Annotated in this window: 17 protein-coding genes; 12 read left to right on the top strand and 5 right to left on the bottom strand. The window is 73.7% G+C overall.

All coding sequences use genetic code 11. The annotated features are described in order from the left end of the window. Positions 1–41 precede the first annotated feature (41 nt). From pheS to IE252_RS13500, 5 genes are all read left to right on the top strand, one after another. Positions 42–1,163: a phenylalanine--tRNA ligase subunit alpha gene (gene pheS, locus IE252_RS13520; protein WP_190089615.1), complete on the top strand. Its 1,122-nt coding sequence runs from the start codon at positions 42–44 to the stop codon at positions 1,161–1,163. Continuing rightward, on the top strand, positions 1,163–3,691 hold the full coding sequence (gene pheT / locus IE252_RS13515) for a phenylalanine--tRNA ligase subunit beta (RefSeq protein WP_190089614.1): 2,529 nt from the start codon (positions 1,163–1,165) through the stop codon (positions 3,689–3,691). The genes pheS and pheT overlap by 1 nt, the downstream gene beginning before the upstream one ends. A 215-nt stretch (positions 3,692–3,906) precedes the next feature. Further along, positions 3,907–4,974 carry a PP2C family protein-serine/threonine phosphatase gene (locus IE252_RS13510; protein ID WP_190089613.1) on the top strand — a complete coding sequence of 356 codons (1,068 nt, stop codon included), beginning with the start codon at positions 3,907–3,909 and terminating at the stop codon, positions 4,972–4,974. 268 nt (positions 4,975–5,242) lie between these two features. Beyond that, positions 5,243–6,583: an NsdA family TPR-like regulatory protein gene (locus tag IE252_RS13505; protein WP_101387465.1), complete on the top strand. Its 1,341-nt coding sequence runs from the start codon at positions 5,243–5,245 to the stop codon at positions 6,581–6,583. A 51-nt stretch (positions 6,584–6,634) separates the two neighbouring features. Then, positions 6,635–7,171: an NUDIX domain-containing protein gene (locus tag IE252_RS13500; RefSeq protein ID WP_190089612.1), complete on the top strand. Its 537-nt coding sequence runs from the start codon at positions 6,635–6,637 to the stop codon at positions 7,169–7,171. A gap of 15 nt (positions 7,172–7,186) precedes the next feature. Here the strand turns inward: IE252_RS13500 and IE252_RS13495 are convergent, their stop codons facing one another. Both IE252_RS13495 and IE252_RS13490 read right to left on the bottom strand, forming a co-directional pair. Then, the gene (locus IE252_RS13495; RefSeq protein ID WP_229848314.1) at positions 7,187–7,444 is read right to left on the bottom strand and encodes a hypothetical protein; all 258 of its coding nucleotides are present in this window, start codon (positions 7,442–7,444) and stop codon (positions 7,187–7,189) included. Positions 7,445–7,634: 190 nt separating this feature from the next. Further along, on the bottom strand, positions 7,635–8,495 hold the full coding sequence (locus IE252_RS13490) for a 3-hydroxybutyryl-CoA dehydrogenase (protein WP_190089611.1): 861 nt from the start codon (positions 8,493–8,495) through the stop codon (positions 7,635–7,637). 166 nt (positions 8,496–8,661) lie between these two features. Here IE252_RS13490 and IE252_RS13485 point away from each other — a divergent pair, with 166 nt between their 5' ends. Further along, the gene (locus IE252_RS13485; RefSeq protein WP_229848312.1) at positions 8,662–9,945 is read left to right on the top strand and encodes a glycoside hydrolase family 10-like protein; all 1,284 of its coding nucleotides are present in this window, start codon (positions 8,662–8,664) and stop codon (positions 9,943–9,945) included. A 9-nt stretch (positions 9,946–9,954) separates the two neighbouring features. On the opposite strand, the gene IE252_RS13480 is transcribed toward IE252_RS13485, so the two are convergent. Continuing rightward, on the bottom strand, positions 9,955–10,146 hold the full coding sequence (locus IE252_RS13480) for a DUF1918 domain-containing protein (RefSeq protein WP_190089610.1): 192 nt from the start codon (positions 10,144–10,146) through the stop codon (positions 9,955–9,957). A gap of 73 nt (positions 10,147–10,219) precedes the next feature. Further along, positions 10,220–11,164, bottom strand: a complete 945-nt coding sequence (locus tag IE252_RS13475) for a DMT family transporter (RefSeq protein ID WP_190089609.1) — start codon at positions 11,162–11,164, stop codon at positions 10,220–10,222. Between IE252_RS13475 and IE252_RS13470 the strand changes: the two genes are divergently transcribed. Both IE252_RS13470 and IE252_RS13465 read left to right on the top strand, forming a co-directional pair. Continuing rightward, positions 11,163–12,611, top strand: coding sequence for an aminotransferase-like domain-containing protein (locus IE252_RS13470; RefSeq protein ID WP_190089608.1), 1,449 nt, complete (start codon positions 11,163–11,165; stop codon positions 12,609–12,611). The genes IE252_RS13475 and IE252_RS13470 overlap by 2 nt on opposite strands. 62 nt (positions 12,612–12,673) lie before the next feature. Then, positions 12,674–13,249: a histidine phosphatase family protein gene (locus IE252_RS13465; protein ID WP_190089607.1), complete on the top strand. Its 576-nt coding sequence runs from the start codon at positions 12,674–12,676 to the stop codon at positions 13,247–13,249. Positions 13,250–13,261: 12 nt separating this feature from the next. On the opposite strand, the gene IE252_RS13460 is transcribed toward IE252_RS13465, so the two are convergent. Further along, complete coding sequence (locus IE252_RS13460) at positions 13,262–13,819, bottom strand: sugar O-acetyltransferase (RefSeq protein WP_190089606.1); 558 nt, start codon at positions 13,817–13,819, stop codon at positions 13,262–13,264. A gap of 215 nt (positions 13,820–14,034) precedes the next feature. Between IE252_RS13460 and IE252_RS13455 the strand changes: the two genes are divergently transcribed. The 4 genes from IE252_RS13455 to IE252_RS13440 all read left to right on the top strand — a co-directional run bounded on the left by IE252_RS13455 (position 14,035) and on the right by IE252_RS13440 (position 18,148). Next, the gene (locus IE252_RS13455) at positions 14,035–14,994 is read left to right on the top strand and encodes an alpha/beta hydrolase (RefSeq protein ID WP_190089605.1); all 960 of its coding nucleotides are present in this window, start codon (positions 14,035–14,037) and stop codon (positions 14,992–14,994) included. After that, positions 14,987–16,156, top strand: a complete 1,170-nt coding sequence (locus tag IE252_RS13450) for an acyltransferase family protein (protein ID WP_190089604.1) — start codon at positions 14,987–14,989, stop codon at positions 16,154–16,156. Before IE252_RS13455 ends, IE252_RS13450 begins: the two co-directional genes overlap by 8 nt. A 79-nt stretch (positions 16,157–16,235) precedes the next feature. Next, entirely contained in the window at positions 16,236–17,474 is a 1,239-nt protein-coding gene (locus IE252_RS13445) for a sensor histidine kinase (protein ID WP_190089814.1), read from the top strand. After that, a complete protein-coding gene (locus IE252_RS13440) occupies positions 17,471–18,148 on the top strand; it encodes a response regulator (RefSeq protein WP_190089603.1) in 678 nt (225 codons plus the stop codon). Before IE252_RS13445 ends, IE252_RS13440 begins: the two co-directional genes overlap by 4 nt. The last annotated feature ends 24 nt before the right edge of the window (positions 18,149–18,172 follow it).

Raw genomic sequence — 18,172 nt, 5'->3', positions numbered from 1 at the left:
GGCGGGACCCCCAGCCAAGCCAATCGGAAGTACGGGAAGAGATGTCGGCACCCAATAAGTCGTACGACCCTGTTGAGGTCGAGGCACTGAAACCGGAAGAGATCGAGCGCATGCGGGACGAGGCGCTCGCCGCCTTCGCCGCGGCCGGTGACCTCGAAGCGCTCGCACACGCGAAGACAGCGCACGCCGGCGGCACCTCGCCCCTGTCGCTCGCCAACCGCGAGATCGGCGCCCTGCCGCCGCAGGCCAAGGCCGCGGCGGGCAAGCTCGTGGGCATGGCCCGCGGCGCCGTGAACAAGGGACTGGCCGCCCGCCAGGCCGAGCTGGAGGCCGAGCGCGACGCGCGCGTCCTGGTCGAGGAGGCGGTGGACGTCTCGCTGCCGTACGACCGCGTACCGGCCGGCGCCCGCCACCCGCTGACCACGCTCTCCGAGCGCATCGAGGACATCTTCGTGGCCATGGGCTACGAGGTCGCCGAGGGCCCGCAGGTCGAGGCCGAGTGGTTCAACTTCGACGCGCTCAACATCGGCCCGGACCACCCGGCCCGCGGCGAGGCGGACACCTTCTTCGTCCAGGCCGCCGACGGCAGCGCGAACTCGGGCACGGTGCTGCGCACGCACACCTCCCCGGTGCAGATCCGCTCGCTGCTCGACCGCGAGCCGCCGGTCTACGTGATCTGCCCCGGCCGGGTCTACCGCACGGACGAGCTGGACGCCACGCACACCCCGGTCTTCAACCAGGTCGAGCTGCTCGCCGTGGACGAGGGCCTGACCATGGCGGACCTCAAGGGCACCCTGGACCACATGGTCCAGTCGCTCTTCGGCCAGGACATGAAGACCCGGCTGCGGCCGAACTTCTTCCCGTTCACCGAGCCGTCCGCCGAGATGGACATGGTCTGCTACGTGTGCCGCGGCGAGTCCGTCGGCAACCCCGACCGCCCCTGCCGCACCTGCTCCAGCGAGGGCTGGATCGAGCTCGGCGGCTGCGGCATGGTCAACCCCAAGGTGCTCGTCGCCTGCGGCGTCGACCCCGAGAAGTACAGCGGATTCGCCTTCGGCTTCGGCATCGAACGCCTGCTGATGTTCCGCCACAACGTCGAAGACATGCGAGACATGGTCGAGGGTGACGTCCGGTTCACCCGGCCGTTCGGGATGGAGATCTGATGCGGGTCCCGCTTTCTTGGCTGCGGGAGTACGTCGACCTGCCGGCGACGGAGACCGGCCGTGACGTCCAGGCCAAGCTCGTTTCCGCCGGCCTCGAGGTCGAGACCGTCGAGCAGCTCGGCGCCGGCCTCAAGGGCCCCCTCGTCGTCGGCCAGGTGCTGACCATCGAGGAGCTGGAGGGCTTCAAGAAGCCCATCCGCTTCTGCACGGTCGACGTCGGCACGGCCAACGGCACCGGCGAGCCGCAGGAGATCGTCTGCGGCGCGCGCAACTTCCAGGTCGGCGACAAGGTCGTCGTGGTGCTCCCCGGCGCCGTGCTGCCCGGCGACTTCGCCATCGCGGCCCGCCAGACGTACGGCAAGACCTCGCACGGCATGATCTGCTCCGGCGACGAGCTGGGCATGGGCGACGACGGCAGCGGCGGCATCATCGTCCTGCCGCCCGAGCACGAGGCCGGCACCGACGCCATCGAGCTCCTGGAGCTCGTCGACGAGGTCCTGGACATCGCCGTCACCGCCAACCGCGGCGACTGCCTCTCCATGCGCGGCGTGGCCCGCGAGACCGCCATCGCGTACGGCCTGCCGCTGCGCGACCCGGCGCTGCTCGACGTGCCCGCGCCCAACTCGTACGGCTACCCGGTGAAGATCGCCGACCCGATCGGCTGCGACCGCTTCACCGCGCGCACCGTGGGCGGCCTCGACCCCGAGGCCCGCTCGCCGATCTGGCTCCAGCGCCGCCTCCAGAAGGCCGGCATGCGGCCGATCTCGCTCGCCGTCGACGTCACCAACTACGTGATGATCGAGCTCGGCCAGCCGCTGCACGCCTACGACCGCACGCGCGTCGACGGCCCCATCGGGGTCCGCCGCGCCGAGCCCGGCGAGGTGCTCACCACCCTCGACGGCGCCAAGCGCAAGCTGGACGCCGCCGACCTGGTCATCACCGACAACCGGGGCCCGATCGGCCTGGCCGGTGTGATGGGCGGCGCCAACACGGAGATCGCCGACTCGGTCACCGACCCGGAGACCGGACAGGTCACCGGCACCACCGAGGTGGTCATCGAAGCCGCGCACTTCGACCCGGTCGCCATCGCCCGCACCGCGCGCCGCCACAAGCTGTCCTCCGAGGCGTCCAAGCGCTTCGAGCGCGGCGTCGACCCGCAGGCCGCCTCCGCGGCCGCCCAGCGGACCGTCGACCTGCTGGTGCTGCTCGCGGGCGGCACCGCCGAGGCCGGTGTCACCGAGGTCATCGCGCCCTCTGCGCCGCGCACCATCTCCGTCGCCGCCGACCACCCGGACAAGGTGGCGGGCGTCGACTACGGCCGCGAGACCGTCGTGCGCCGCCTCCAGGAGATCGGCTGCGACGTCTACGGGCAGGACGAGCTCGTCGTCACCGTGCCCTCGTGGCGCCCCGACCTCACCGAGCAGAACGACCTCGCCGAAGAGGTCATCCGGCTCGAGGGGTACGAGAACCTGCCCTCCACGCTGCCCAGGCCCCCGGCCGGGCGCGGGCTGACCGAGCGGCAGCGGCTGCACCGCCGCGCGGGCCGCGCGCTCGCGGGCGCCGGTTACGTCGAGGCGCTGAACTACCCGTTCGTCTCCGAGCAGGTCTTCGACCAGCTGGGCCTGGAGGCCGGCGACCCGGCCCGCCGCGTCGTGAAGCTGGTCAACCCGCTCAACGACGAGGAGCCGGCGCTGCGCACCACGCTGCTGCCGGGGCTGCTCACCGCGCTGCGCCGCAACGACGGCCGCGGCAGCCACGACCTGGCGCTCTTCGAGACCGGCCTGGTCTTCCAGCCGGGCAAGCAGCAGGGCGTCGCCGTCCAGCTGCCCGTCGACCGCCGCCCCACCGACGAGGAGATCGCCGCGCTCGACGCCGTGCTGCCCGCGCAGCCCCGGCACGCGGCCGTCGTCCTCGCCGGTGCGCGCGAGCAGGCCGGCTGGTGGGGCAAGGGCCGCCCGGCGGACTGGGCCGACGCGGTCGAGGCCGCCCGGACCCTGGCCGCCGAGGCCGGTGCCGAACTCATCGTCCAGCAGGGCCAGTACGGGCCGTGGCACCCGGGCCGGTGCGCCGAGCTCGCCGTCGTCGTCGACAGCGAGATCGTGGTGATCGGCCACGCGGGCGAGCTGCACCCGCGTGTGGTCAAGGCGCTGAGCCTGCCCGAGCGCACCTGCGCCATGGAGCTCGACCTGGACCTGCTGGCGAAGGCCGGAGAGGGCGCCCTCCAGGCGCCGCGCATCTCCACCTTCCCGGTGGCCACCCAGGACGTGGCGCTGGTCGTCGACACGGAGGTCCCCTCCGCCGTCGTCGAGTACTTCCTGCGCGGCGGCGCCGGTGAACTCCTGGAGTCCATCCGGCTGTTCGACGTCTACACCGGTGAGCAGATCGGCGAGGGCAAGAAGTCGCTGGCGTACGCGCTGCGCTTCCGCGCCGCCGACCGCACGCTGACCGTCGAGGAGGCCTCGGCCGCCCGCGACGCTGCGGTGGCCCTGGCCGCCGAGCGCACGGGCGCGGTGCTCCGCGGGGCGTAACACCCCAGGCAGGACCCTCGAAGGGCGCATCCGGACCACCGGATGCGCCCTTCGCGCATGCCCTCATGCCTTCTCACTCGTTCGGGTGAGAAGAGGGAGCGATGTACGCAAAAGGGGGCGCACCGTCGACAGAATCAATCCGGTCGTGAAGGCCGGGGCGACCGGTGATGGCCGGTACAGGGATGAACGGTGCAGAGGCCAGGGGGGCCGACGGCATGATCCGTACCAGGAGTTGGACGGCGGCCTGCGCGAGCGCCCTCGGTACGGGCCGGGGGCTCGCCCTGTCGCTGCCCGTCCTGTGGCTGGTCCTGGTCGTCGTCTGGCAGCTGACCTGCCCGCTGGCCACCGACGAGTCCATGGGCCTGCGGATCGCCACCTGCGCGGCCTTCCTGATCGCGGTGGTCTGCCTGGTGCACGGCGTACGGCTGGGCGCGGCACGGGAGTTGCGGCTCGTCCAAGAGGTCGCCGACGCCGCCCAGCGCGTGCTACTGCGGCCCCCGCCGCCCCGCCTCGACGGGCTCACGGTCGCCGCCGGACAGCTCTGCGCGGGCCGGGGCGCGGTCGTCGGCGGCGATCTGTATGAGGCGATGGCCACGCCGTACGGGGTGCGGGTCGTCATGGGCGACGTGCGCGGCCACGGGCTCGGCTCGCTGGCGGCGGTCGCGGCGGTGCTCGGCAGCTTCCGGGAGGCCGCGCACGACGAGCCGGACCTGGCGGGCGTGCTGCGGCGCCTGGAGCGGGCGCTGCAACGGCATTTGCGCGAGCGGGCCCGCGCCGAGCACCCGGCGAGCTGCGCGGGCGCGCCGGACAGCCCGCTCGCCGAGGAGTTCGTGACCGTACTGCTCCTGGAGATCCGCTCCGACGGCCTGGTGCTCGCCCTCAACTGCGGCCATCCGTGGCCCTATCGGCTGTGCGGCGGCGCCGAGCCGCTGCTGCCCGGCGACCCGCTGCCCCCGCTCGGCTCCTTCCCGCTCCCCGCCGAACTGCCGCTGCACCGCTGCACCCGGCTGCTGCCCGGGGAGGCCCTGTGTCTGCACACGGACGGCGCCGAGGACGCCCGGGACCGCGCCGGGCGGTTCTTCCGGCTGCAGGAAGTACTCGCCCGGGCGGCCCTGGACACCCCGCTGTCACCCGCCGCGGTGGTCCACTGCGTACAGCGGGAGCTGCTGCGGCACACCGGCGGACGGCTGGCCGACGACGTGGCGCTGATGGTGCTGCGCAACGACCGGGTGCGCGTGCCCGCGCAGCCCGGAGCCGTGCGGACCGCGCAGGCGCAGCGCTGAGGCGGCCCCGGTCAGGCTCTGGCGTGCGCCGTCGGCCCTGCCGCGGAGTGACGGGCAGTTCGGCAGGACCGGCGGCGCCGGGAGCGGGCCGCCGCACTGTACGAGGGGGAGCCGGCGGCCCGGCACGCCTCTGTGGAGAGGCAGTTCAGTCAATCGGCCGCCGCCCCGCCGCGGCAGAGTGCGCGGCGCATAAATGCGAGTACTCCCTTCACACCCCGTGTGAACGCGCCTCGTTTACGCTGGGTCCACCGAGCCAACGGAGGGCCTGATGCAGCCCAATACCCTGCTCGACGCGCTGGTCGACGAGGCCGGCATCTCGAACGCCGGGCTCGCGGCCCATGTGAACCAGGCCGGCCGTGCCAGAGGCCTGGCACTGAAGTACGAACACACCGCGGTGGCCCGGTGGTTGAAGGGCCAGCGGCCGCGCGGCCAGGTGCCCGACCTGATCTGCGAGGTGCTCGCGGCCCGGCTGCACCGGCCGGTCACCCTCGACGACATCGGGCTCGGCGTGCCGGGCGAGCCGGCCGCGCAAGTGGGCTCGCCGCTGGCCGGGTTCGTGGAGCGCGCCACCGCCCTGTGGCGCTCCGACGAGCAGCAGCGCCCGCACATACTGGGCGCGCCCGCGGTCACCGGCACCCCGGCCGTGATGCCGGTGTGGGAGTGGGAGAACCCGCCGGAGGACACCGATGTGTCGCGGCACGGCCAGACCGCGGTGAGCGAGGGTGACATCGAGATGCTGCGGGCGGCCCGCGCGCACTACGAGCTGATGTACCGCAAGGCCGGGGGCATCGCCACCCGTTCGCGCATCGTGGGCTTCCTCAACTCCGAGACCGCGCCGCTGCTGCGCGGCTGCTACACCGACGCGACCGGCCGCCAGCTGCACCGGGCGACCGGCGGGCTTGTCGCGATCGCCGGGATCTGCGCGTACGACTCCAACGCCCAGGGCCTGGCGCAGCGTTACTTCCACCAGGCGCTGCGCCTCGCGAAGGCGAGCGGGGACCGGGGTCTCGGCGCGTATGTGATCGCCCTGCTCGTCAACCAGTCGCTGTTCATGCGCGACTACCGCCAGGCGGTCGCCTTCGCGGAGGCGGCGCTGCGGGCCGCGGGCCACCAGCTCACCCCGGCGCTGGCCGCCGATCTGCACGCGATGCAGGCGAAGGCGTACGCGCACCTCGGCGACGGGAGCAGCGCGCTCGGGGCGATCCGGGGCGCCGAGCGGGCGGCCGAGCGGATCCGGCCGAAGAACGAACCCGCCGAGACCGGCTACGTCCAGCCGGGCCTGGTCAACGTCCAGGTGGCGGAGGCCCTGCTGCGGCTCGGCGATCTGCCGGCCGCGCGCGAGCAGGCGGGACTGGCGGCGCACGCCCCCTCGCACGACCGGGGCAGGGTGCACCGCCTGGCGATGCTGGCGCAGATCGAGCTCCGGCAGGGCGAGGTGGACCGGGCCGTCGCGACGGCGGTCGAGATGGCCGAGCGGGCCCGGGGGATGGAGTCGCAGCGGTTGCGCGACCGGTTGCGCGTCGTACGCGAGCACCTGGTCGAGAGCGGTTGCGCCGGCGCCGACGAAGCCGCCGAGCTGATCGACGGGGCATTGCGCGTTCCCCTGTGAGCGCGTGCCTGCTGCGATATTGCCATCTACTTGTCGGAAGGTGGCAAAAACGTGCAGTGGACGAACCTGAGTGAACAAACTGTGTATGAGAACCGCTGGTTCCGGGTCAATCTCGCCGACGTCGCCCTCCCGGACGGGCGGCACCTGGACCACTTCCTGATCCGGCTCCGCCCGGTCGCCGTGGCGACCGCCGTCAACGAGGCCAACGAGGTGCTGCTGCTGTGGCGGCACCGGTTCATCACCGACAGCTGGGGCTGGGAGCTGGCCGCCGGCGTCGTCGAGGACGGCGAGGACATCGCGGCCGCGGCCGCCCGCGAGATGGAGGAGGAGACCGGGTGGCGGCCGGGCCCGCTGCGCCATCTCCTCACCGTCGAGCCCGCCAACGGGCTCATCGACGCCCGGCACCACCTCTACTGGTCGGAGTCGGCCGAGTACATCGGCCACCCCGAGGACGACTTCGAGTCGTCGCGGCGCGAGTGGATACCGCTCAAGCTGGTACCCGACATGATCGCCCGCGGCGAGGTCCCGGCCGCCAACATGGCGGCCGGACTCCTGCTCCTGCACCACATGCGGCTCGGCGACGGCTGATCGGCCGTCATCCGCTCACCGCCCCAGCGCCTGCCACACCGCCACGGTCAGCGCGCCGAGGGCGGTGAGCACCGTGAGCGCGGGCAGCGGCCACCTCGTGTGTTCCAGGGACGCCACCCGCACGCCCAGCTCGGTCAGTTCGCGTTCGCTCTGGTCGTCGCGGTGGGTGAGCAGCGTCAGCTGTCCGTCGATGCGGGCCAGGCCCACTTCCAGGGAACGGCGTAACTCGAACAGTTCATCGACGGCCATCGGTAGGCCGGGGTCGCTCGGCACGGCGAGGCTCCTTCGTCGTTGTGGCGGATCGCCATTGACTTTTCGCCAAGGAGTCAACTCGCCCTGTTCCAGGGGCGGGAGAGTGTGCGAAGAGCATATGCGGGCTCGCGCCGCACACCGGGTGTGAACGCGGCGGGACCCGGCCCTCACACAGAGGAGCCGGGCCCGGCGACAGATGCCTCGGACGTGCTCAGGCGTACGTGTAGAACCCGGACCCGGTCTTGCGGCCCAGGCGTCCCGCGTCCACCATGCGCTGCAGCAGCGGCGGCGCCGCGTACAGCGGCTCCTTGAACTCGTCGTACATCGAGTCCGCCACGGAGGCCACGGTGTCCAGACCGATGAGGTCGGACAGCTTGAGCGGGCCCATCGGGTGGGCGCATCCGAGCTCCATGCCGTTGTCGATGTCCTCGCGGCTGGCGATGCCCGACTCGAACATCCGGATCGCGGAGAGCAGATACGGGATGAGGAGGGCGTTGACCACGAAGCCCGAGCGGTCCTGGGCGCGGATCGCGTGCTTGCCGAGGACCTTCTCCACCATGGCCTGGGCCCGGCTGAGGGTGCCCTCGGAGGTGGTGAGCGCCGGGATCAGCTCGACGAGCTTCTGCACCGGGGCCGGGTTGAAGAAGTGGATGCCGATGACCTGGTCGGGCCGCGAGGTCGCGACCGCGAGTTTCACCAGCGGGATGGAGGAGGTGTTGGAGGCCAGGATCGCGTCCGGGCGGGTCACCACCTGGTCGAGGACCTGGAAGATCTCGGTCTTGACCTGCTCGTTCTCGACCACGGCCTCGATGACGAGATCCCGGTCGGCGAACTCGCCGAGGTCGGTGGTGAAGCTCAGCCGGGCGAGCGTCGCGTCGCGCTCCTCCACGGTGATCTTGCCGCGCTCGGCGGCCTTCGAAAGGGAGTTGTGCAGCCGGGTACGGCCGATCTCCAGGGCTTCGCCGGTGGTCTCGGCGACCTTCACGTCCAGGCCGCTGCGGGCGCAGACCTCCGCGATGCCGGCCCCCATCTGGCCGCAGCCCACCACTCCGACGCGTTCGATGTCGGTCACATCGTGCCTTTCGCTTCTGACAGAAAAAGTCCCGGCGGGTCCCCCGTGTGATTCCGGCGCCCGTCCCGACCCCACGACGTTACTCCGCGCCTGCGTGTGGATCACGGGGTGGGGCGGGCATGCTGTGCGCAACACCGGACATTCGTAGCGACGAGGGGGTCGTGAAGTGGGACGGATCACTCGGCGGGGACTCCTGGCGGGGACCCTCGCGGCCGGAACGGCGGGCGCGATGAACGGCCTGGTCACAGCGGGTGCGGCCAGTGCCGCGGAGGGTGCGCCCGGGGTCCTGGCGACCCCCGGCCCGGCCCGCCCCTGGCACCCGCCGCGGCCCCTGGAGTTCCGCGGCATGTGGCTGGCCACGGTGTCCAACCTCGACTGGCCCTCACAACCGGGTCTGCCGCCGGCCCAGCAGGAGGCCGAGCTCCTCGCCCACCTCGACCGGGCCGAGGCCCGAAGACTCAACGTGGTGGCGCTCCAGGTCCGCCCCACCGCCGACGCCCTGTGGCCCTCGCCGTACGAGCCGTGGAGCCAGTACCTCAGCGGCACGCAGGGCCAGGACCCCGGCTGGGACCCGCTGGGCACGGCCGTCCGCGAGGCCCACCGGCGCCGCCTGGAGCTGCACGCCTGGTTCAACCCGTACCGGGTGGCCAACCACACCGACCCGTCCAGGCTCGTGCCCACCCACCCCGCGCGCGTGCACCCCGACTGGGTCGTGGCGTACGGCGGAAAGCTCTACTACAACCCGGGGCTGCCCGAGGTCCGCCGGTTCGTGCAGGACGCGATGCTGGACGCGGTCGCGCGCTACGACGTGGACGCGGTCCACTGGGACGACTACTTCTATCCGTACCCGGTGGCCGGGCAGACGTTCGACGACGACGAGGCCTATGCCCGGTACGGCGGCGGCTTCCCGGACCGGGCCGCCTGGCGGCGCGACAACATCGACCGGCTGGTAGGGGAGACGGCCGCCCGGATCAAGCAGATCCGCCGGCGCGTGAAGTTCGGGATCAGCCCGTTCGCGGTCTGGCGCAACGCGGCGACCGACCCGCTGGGCTCACCGACCACGGCCGGGGTGCAGACCTACGACGACCTGTACGCCGACACCCGCAAGTGGGTGCGCGAGCACTGGATCGACTACATCTGCCCGCAGGTGTACTGGAACATCGGCTTCCAGGCCGCCGACTACGCCAAGCTCGTGCCCTGGTGGGACGCGGTGGCGCGGGGCAGCGGCACCCAGCTGATCATCGGGGAGGCGCTGTACAAGGCGGGGAACCCGGCCCAGCCGCCCGCCTGGCAGGACCCGGCGGAGCTGTCCCGGCACCTCACGTTCACGCGGAAGTACGCCTCCGTGCGGGGCCACTGCTTCTTCTCGGCGAAGGACGTGGCCCTGGACCCGATCGGCGCCATGGCGCGGGTGGTCGCGGACCACTACCCGGGACGGGTGCGGCCGTGACCGGGCCGCCTACTCCTCGGCCGGGTGCTGGACGACGGTGTCGGGCCCCGGGGACATCAGGGTCTCGTGCCCGTCGTCGAAACGCACCCGGTAGGGCGGGGACCCGTCGGGGCCCAGTACCTCGATGACTTCCGCGTTCCGGTCGTGCTGTCCGACGGTTCTGCCGTGGACCAGCAGCCGGTCGCCCACGCTCGCTCGCATGTGCTCATTCTAGGGCGCCACCGCCGAGTTGAGCCCGTGCGGACGGGCCACGAGTGGCGCCGCCCGGGCGGTTTCAGGCCGCCGCGCGCTGGGTCACGGCGATGCAGACCAGCACCCCCGCCGCGGCCAGCGGAGCGGCCGGGGAGAGGTGCTCGCCGAGCAGCAGGACCGCCCACACCAGCGTGAGCAGCGGCTGCGCCAGCTGGAGCTGACTGGCCCGGGGCACGCCGATGGCGGCCATGCCCCGGTACCAGACGTACAGCCCGAAGAACTGCGACCCGGCGGCCACCCACAGCACCCCGAGGACGCCGTGCGCGTTCAGGTGGACCGGTTCGGCGGCGAGTGCGACCGCCGAGCCGAGGACGGCGAGCGGCAGGGTGAGGATCAGCGCCCAGCCGATCACCTGCCAGCCCGGCATCACCCGGGCGAGGCGTCCGCCCTCGGTGTATCCGGCGGCGCAGATCAGCAGTGCTCCGAAGAGGTAGAGGTCGCCGGTGGAGAGGGCGCCGCCGCTCTGCTGGACGGTGAAGGCGACCACTACCCCGGCCCCGGCCAGCGCGGCGGCCCAGAAGGCGCGGGAGGGGCGGCGGCCGGTCCGCAGCGCCGAGAGCGCGGCCGTGGTCAGCGGCAGCAGGCCCACGACGACCGCCGCGTGCGAGGTCGTCGACGTCTGGAGGGCGAGCGTGGTCAGGAGGGGGAAGCCGACCACGGTCCCGGCCGCGACCACCGCGAGCCCGGCCCAGTGCCGCCGCTCGGGCAGCGGTACCCGGCCCACGAGCAGGAACGCACCCGCGATCAGCCCGGCGAGCAGGCTGCGGACAGCGACGAGCGACCACGGGCCGAAGCTCTCCAGGCCCCAGGCGGTGGCCGGGAAGGTCAGGGAGAAGGCGATGACGCCGAGCCCGGCGAGGAGCGCGCCCTGGCGCGAGGCGGTGGCCGGGTCCGGGGCCGCGGAGGTGGTCCGGGGCTCGTCGACCGCTATCGAGGTCCGGGCGGTAGCGCTATCCTGTGCTGTCATGCAAGAGCGTAGCAGTGTGGCCGAACTGGCGAACATCCTTAAAGGAGACCTCGACCGCTATTCCGTAGGTGGAAAGCTGCCGTCGAGCAGGGCGCTGGTCGAGCGCTACCGGGTCTCGCCGGTGACCGTCTCGCGGGCGCTGGCCAAGCTCGCCGCCGAGGGCCTGGTCGTCACCCGGCCCGGCGCCGGGGTCTTCCGCGCCGAGCCCCGCACCCCCGCCTCCCGCCCCGGTGACACCTCCTGGCAGGAGGTGTCGCTCAGCGCCGACGGCGCCACCGACGCGATACCGCGCGCGGTCGACGCCTCCGGGGTCCTGGCCACCCTCGCCGCGCCCCCGCCCGGGGTGATCGAGTTCAACGGCGGCTACCTCGCCCCCGCCCTCCAGCCCGAGCGCGCGATGGCCGCCGCCCTCGCCCGGGCCGGCCGCCGCCCCGGCGCCTGGGGGCGGCCGCCCACCGACGGTCTCGCTGAGCTGCGCGACTGGTTCGCCCGTGAGATCGGCGGCACGGTCACCGCCGCCGAGGTGCTGATCTGCGCCGGTGGCCAGTCCGCGCTCACCACGGCGCTGCGGGCGCTCGCGGCGCCGGGCGCGCCGGTCCTGGTGGAGTCGCCCACCTACCCCGGCATGCTCGCGGTGGCCCGCTCCTCGGGGCTGCGGCCGGTGCCGGTCCCGGCCGACACCGACGGGGTGCGCCCCGACCTGCTCGCGGCCGCCTTCCGGGCCACCGGCGCCCGGGTCCTGGTCAGCCAGCCGCTCTTCCAGAACCCGACGGGCGCGGTGCTCTCCCCGGCCCGGCGGGCCGAAGTGCGCGCGGTGGCGAGGGAGTTCGGGGCGTTCGTCATCGAGGACGACTTCGCGCGCCTGCTCGGCCACGCGGACGCGGGTCCGCTGCCCGCGCCGCTCGCCGCCGACGACCCGGACGGCGTGGTCGTGCACGTCCGCTCGCTCACCAAGGTGACCTCGCCCAGCCTGCGCGTCGGCGCGCTCGCCGCCCGCGGTCCGGTCCTGGAGCGGCTGCGCGCGATCCAGGTCGTCGACAGCTTCTTCGTACCCCGCCCGCTCCAGGAGGCGGCCCTGGAGCTGGTCGGCTCCCCGGCCTGGCCCCGCCATCTGCGGTCGGTGTCCCAGGAGCTGGGGGACCGCCGGCAGGCCATGGCGACCGCCCTGGCCCGCCACCTCCCCGACCTGGAGGTGCCGCACCTGCCCCTGGGCGGCTACCACCTCTGGCTGCGGCTGCCGGACGGCACGCCCGAGGACGCGGTCGCCGCCGCGGCCCTGCGCTTCGGCGTCGCCGTCGCCCCCGGCCGCCCCTACTTCAGCGCCGAGCCCCCCGCCGCCCACCTCCGGCTGTGCTTCGCGGGAGTGGCGGGCCGGGCCGAGATCGAGGAGGGCGTACGACGGTTGCGTACGGCATATGACGAGGTGGGAGCCCGGGGAGCGGCCTGACGGGGACCGCTCGCGGCCCCGGGCCCTTGACCAGCCGGGCGTTCGGTCGCACGATCTCGGCCATGACTGTCCGGCTGACGCTGGTCGCGGCGGCGCGCTGCTCGGCGCTGCTGGCGGAACGTTTCGACGACGACCGCCCGCTCGACGGGGCGGGCTGGCACGAGGTCGCGCTCGCCGCGCACGCCCTGGCGCCGCTGGGCGCGGCCGAGCTGCGCTACTGCTCGCCGACCGCGCGCAGCCGCGCCACCGGCGAGGCCCTCGGGTACGCGCCGATGGCCCAGCCCGCGCTGCGCGACTGCGACATGGGCCGCTGGCGCGGGTACACGCTGGCCGAGGTCGCGGCCCGCGAGCCCGAGGCCGTCGACGCCTGGCTCGCGGACCCGCGCGCGGCCCCGCACGGCGGCGAGCCGCTGCTCGGCTTCATCGCCCGGATAGGGGGCTGGCTGGACACCCGCCCCGCCGAGGACGGCGCGATGGTCGCGGTGGCCGAACCCGCGGTCGTCCGGGCGGCGCTGGTGTACGCCCTGAAGGCGCCGCCGTCGGCGTACTGGAACGTCGACGTCCGGCCGCTGTCGACGGTAACGCTGACCGGCGGCGCCCATCGCTGGCACCTGAGTCTGATGAGCCTGGCGGGGTAGCGGCGGACGGCCTCACCCGAGCTCGCGGATCACCCTCGCCGGGTTGCCCACCGCCAGCACCCCCGCGGGCAGGTCCTTGGTGACCACCGATCCGGCGCCGACCACCGTGTCGGCGCCGATGCTCACCCCGGGGCAGACGATCACCCCGCCGCCGAGCCACACGTTGTCCCCGATCGTCACCGGCTCGGCTTTCTCCCACCCCTGGCGCCGCCGCTCGGCATCCAACTCATGGGTGGGTGTGAGGAGTTGGACGTTCGGCCCGATCTGGACGTCCCTGCCGACGGTGATCCGGCCGGTGTCCAGGAACACCGCGCCGAAGTTCACGAACGTACCGGCGCCGATGCTGATGTTGTAGCCGAAGTCGCAGTGGAACGGCGGCCGCACCCGGACGCTCTCGTCGACCTCGCCCAGCAACTGAGCCAGCAGCTTGTGCCGTTCGGCGGGCGGGGCGCCGCCCGCCGCGTTGTAGGCGGCGCACCGAGCGATCCGGCGCTCGGTGTCGGCGCCCAGCTCGGGGTCGTCGGGCAGGTACCACTCACCGGCCAGCATGAGCCGCTTGTTCTCACCCACGGGAGCTCCTCCTCGTCCTCGTGGTGAAGGATCTCACCGCCGGGGGCGGGCAGTTCGGCGACCCGGCCCGTACTCGTAGTACTTCGGAGCTACGCGCAAGGTGCACTCCCCGGTCGGACGCGGGCGACGGGCCTTGATCCATAACTTCGGTACCGCAAGCGCGCAGGCAGTGAGCCGAGTCGACGCGCACCGGCCGGTACGGAAGGACCCCACCCATGGCCCCTCGCCCCCGCGCGCTGCGCACCCTGCTCGCCGCGCTCGTCGTCACCTCGGTGGCGCTGCCGCTGGCGGGCGCGGTGCGCCCCGCGGCCGTACCGGCCCCCGCCCCGGCCGCCCTCGCGCCGCTGAGGTCCGCGACCCCGGCCGCGCTCGACGCGCGCTACCGCGCCGCCCGCGACGGCATCAGAGCCGCCGAGCGGATGGCCGACGGGCACGGCGACCGCCGACGGGCCGCCGCGCTGCGCACGATGGCCGGGGCCGGGCGGCACTTCCTCTCCTTCGACGGCCGCGACGGCGGGCGCACCGCCGAGGTCGTCGGCGACCTCGCGCACGCCGACCGGATCGCGGTCCTGGTGCCGGGCTCGGACACCAGCCTCGACAAGTACGGGCGCTTCCGCGCCGGTGCCGAGGCCCTCCAGCGGGAGATGGGCCCCCGGTCCGCCGTGGTCGCCTGGCTCGGCTACCCGACCCCGGCCACCGGCAGCACCGGGTCCCTGACGACGGGCCGGGCCGACCGTGCGGCACCTCAACTCGACACGTTTGTACGAGAGTTGAGCTCCGCCAAGCCTGGCGCCCGCATAGCCGTGCTCTGCCACTCCTACGGTTCCGTCGTCTGCGCCCGGGCCGCTCCCGAGCTGCGCGCCGACACCCTGGTCCTGTACGGCAGCCCCGGCACCGGCGTCCACGACGTGGGGCAACTGCACACCCGGGCCGCCGTCTGGGCGGGCCGGGCCTCGGGCGACTGGATCGCCGACGTCCCCCATCTGCGGCTTCCGCTCCTGGTCACCACCGTCGGGTTCGGCACGGACCCGGTGTCGACGGCGTTCGGGGCGCGGGTCTTCGACGCGGGTACCGGCGGCCACAGCGACTACCTCACACCCGGCTCGCGCTCCCTGCGCGCCATCGCCCTGATCGCCTCCGGACACACCCCGACCGAGGAGCGCCGCCATGCGTGAGCTCGTCCGGCGCGTCGACGCCGCCACCCCGCCCGACCGCGACCGGGCCGTGGACGCCCTGCGGGCCTTCGCCATCCTCGGTGTGGTGCTCGGCCACTGGCTGGTCACCGCACTGGTCGCCGACAGCGGCACCCTGCGCGCCGTCAGCCCGTTGCAGCAGATGCCCGAACTGGCGCCGGTCTCCTGGACGTTCCAGACCCTGGCCGTGTTCTTCTTCGTCGGCGGGCAGGTGGCGGCGAGCGGCTACGCCTCGGCCCGCGCCCGGGGCACCACGTACGGGCAGTGGCTGCGCACCCGCCTGGCCCGCCTCTTCCGGCCGGTCGCGGCCGTCCTCGTGGCGTGGACGGCGGCCGCGGTCGCGCTGTTCGCCGCCGGGGCCGGCTACGACACCGTGCACGCGCTGCTCAAGCTGGTCCTGTCGCCGCTCTGGTTCCTGCTGGTCTTCACCGCGCTGACGGCGGCGACGCCGCTCCTCGCCCGGGTGCACCCGCTGTGGCCGCTGGCCGTCGTGCTCTACGTCGACCTGTTCCGCTTCGGCCTCGACGGCCCCGCCGCGCTCGGCTGGATCAACGTGGCGGCGGGCTGGATGGTCCCGTACTGCCTGGGCGCGCTGCGGGCGCGCGGCGGACTGCGGTCCCGGACCACGGGCCTGGTGCTGCTCGTCGGGGGCGCCGCCGCCACCGCCGCCCTCGTGCTGTGCGCGGGCTACCCGGCGTCCATGGTCGGCGTGCCCGGCGCCGCCGTCTCCAACCTGAACCCGCCCACCCTCGCGGCCGTCACCTTCGGCCTCGCCCAGTGCGGTGCGGCCCTGCTGCTGCTCGGCCCGCTGCGGCGGGTGCTGCGCCGCCCGGCGGCCTGGGCGGCGGTGGCCCTGCTCAACCTGTACGCGATGACCGTCTTCCTCTGGCACCAGACCGCGATGATCGCCGTCACCGCGACCGGACTGCTCGCGGGCCGCCCGCTATCGGGCCTGCACACCGTGCCCGACGGCGTGGGCTGGATCCTCGCCCGCCTTGCCTGGCTGCCGGTGTTCGCGGGGGCGCTGCTTGTGTGCTGGGCCGCGTTCCGTACGTACGAGCAGGGCGGCGGGCGTACGCGCGGCGGCGGCCGGGTCGTGCGCGTGCACCGGGCCGGGAGCGGGGCGGTGGTGGAGCGTGCCTAGGGTGGGCGGGATCGTCGAGGGGGGCTTGCGCGTGGACAGGAAACGGCTGGTGGAAGCCGTAAAGGCGGGGGCGCGCGGCATGCGCCGGGAGCTGTGGACGGCGGAGCGCGACCCGCTGCCGCGCCAAGGTGTGCTGGGCTGGCTGCCGCACGTCCATGTGGTGCTGTTCGCGCTGGCCGTCGGGATCACCAACGGGGTGGAGTACACGTATGCGGCGGGGTGGGCCAGGGCCTTCGTCGCGGTGTGCGCGGTGGCGCAGGCCGGAGCCGTCGTCATGGCGCTCTCCCGCCCGGTGGCCGCCTGGTGGCTCTCCACGGCCGCGATGTTCGTATCGGCGGAGTCCGTGGGCGCCACGGTCCCCGAGGGCCGGGTGTGGCCGTGGAGCGTCGCCGGGATCGCGCTGCACACCGTGGTGCTGCTCCTGCTGTCGCTGCGGGTTCGGCCCCGGGTCGCGGCTTCCGCGCTGGTCATCACCGTCGGGTCGGGGCTGCTCGACCTGGCCCTGTCGGGCCGCAGCCACAACCAGGACGTCACCCGGGCCGCCATCGCCTTCGGGACCGCCGTGATGGTCGGTGCCTCGCTGCGCGCCAGCCGGGTGGCCCGCTCCCGCCTCGTCGAGCAGGAGGTGCTCACCGCCGACGAACGGGCCCGGCGCACCCTCCTGGAGGAGCGCGGCCGCATCGCCCGCGAGCTGCACGACGTGGTCGCCCACCACATGTCGGTGATCTCCATCCAGGCCCAGGTCGCCCCGCACCTGGTGGCCGACCCGCCCCCGGAGCTCACCGAGAACCTGGCGGGCATCCGCGAGAACGCCGTCCAGGCGCTCACCGAACTGCGCCGGGTCCTGGGCGTGCTGCGCTCCGCGGACCCGGAGGCGGAGGGCGTCCGGCACGCCCCGCAGCCCACCCTCGACCGGCTCGGCGAACTGGTCGCGGGCGTCCGGGCCGCCGGTCTGGAAGTGGCCACCGAGACCGCGGGCACCCCGCGCCCGCTCGCTCCGGGCGTCGGGCTCTCCGCGTACCGCATCGTCCAGGAGGCGCTGAGCAACGCGATGCGGCACGCGCCCGGGGCGAGCGTGCGCGTGGCGATCGGCTACCACCCGGCCACGCTCACCGTCCGCGTCACCAACACCCCGCCCACCAGGGACGCTCCGCCCTCGCCGGGCACCGGGCACGGTCTGCTCGGGATGCGGGAGCGGGCTGCGATGCTGGGGGGCGAACTGGCCACCGGCGCGACCCCGGAGGGCGGTTACGAGATCACGGCGCTCCTGCCCACGGACCGCACCACCGCCACGAACCCCACCGAGGACACCCCATGACGACCACCGCCATCCGCGTCCTGATCGCCGACGACCAGATGATGGTCCGGCAGGGCCTGACGGTGCTGCTCAACGCCGAACCCGGCATCGAGGTGGTCGGCCAGGCGGTCGACGGCCTCGACGCCGTGGCCAAGGTCGCCGAACTCGCCCCCGACGTCGTCCTGATGGACGTCCGTATGCCCGAGCTCGGCGGCATCGAGGCCACCCGCCGCGTCACCGCTCCCGCCGACGCCACGGTCAAGGTCCTCATCCTGACCACCTTCGACCTGGACGAGTACGTCTACGAGGCCCTGCGCGCGGGCGCCTCCGGCTTCCTCCTGAAGGACGCCTCCGCCGCCGAACTGGCGCATGCGGTACGGGTGGTGGCGGCGGGCGACGCCCTGCTCGCGCCCGGCATCACCAAGCGCCTGATAGCCGAGTTCTCCCGCACGGCGGGCGCCCCCCGCACCCCGCTCAAGGACCGCGTGGCCACCCTGACCGAACGCGAGACGGAGGTCCTGTCCCTGATCGCCCAGGGCCTGTCCAACGCGGAGATCGCCACCGCTCTGGTAGTGGCCGAACAGACGGTGAAGACCCACGTCAGCCGCATCCTGGTGAAGCTCGGCCTGCGCGACCGCACCCAGGCGGCGGTGTTCGCGTACGAGAGCGGGTTGGTGCGGCCGACGGGGTACTGAACCGGGGGCACTGAAGACCTTTGC

It is taken from the genome of Streptomyces melanogenes (assembly GCF_014649795.1).
GTDB classification, from domain to species: domain Bacteria; phylum Actinomycetota; class Actinomycetes; order Streptomycetales; family Streptomycetaceae; genus Streptomyces; species Streptomyces noboritoensis.
Note: the sequence above shows the minus strand (reverse complement) of the source record. Positions and strands in the feature narration are given on the sequence as shown.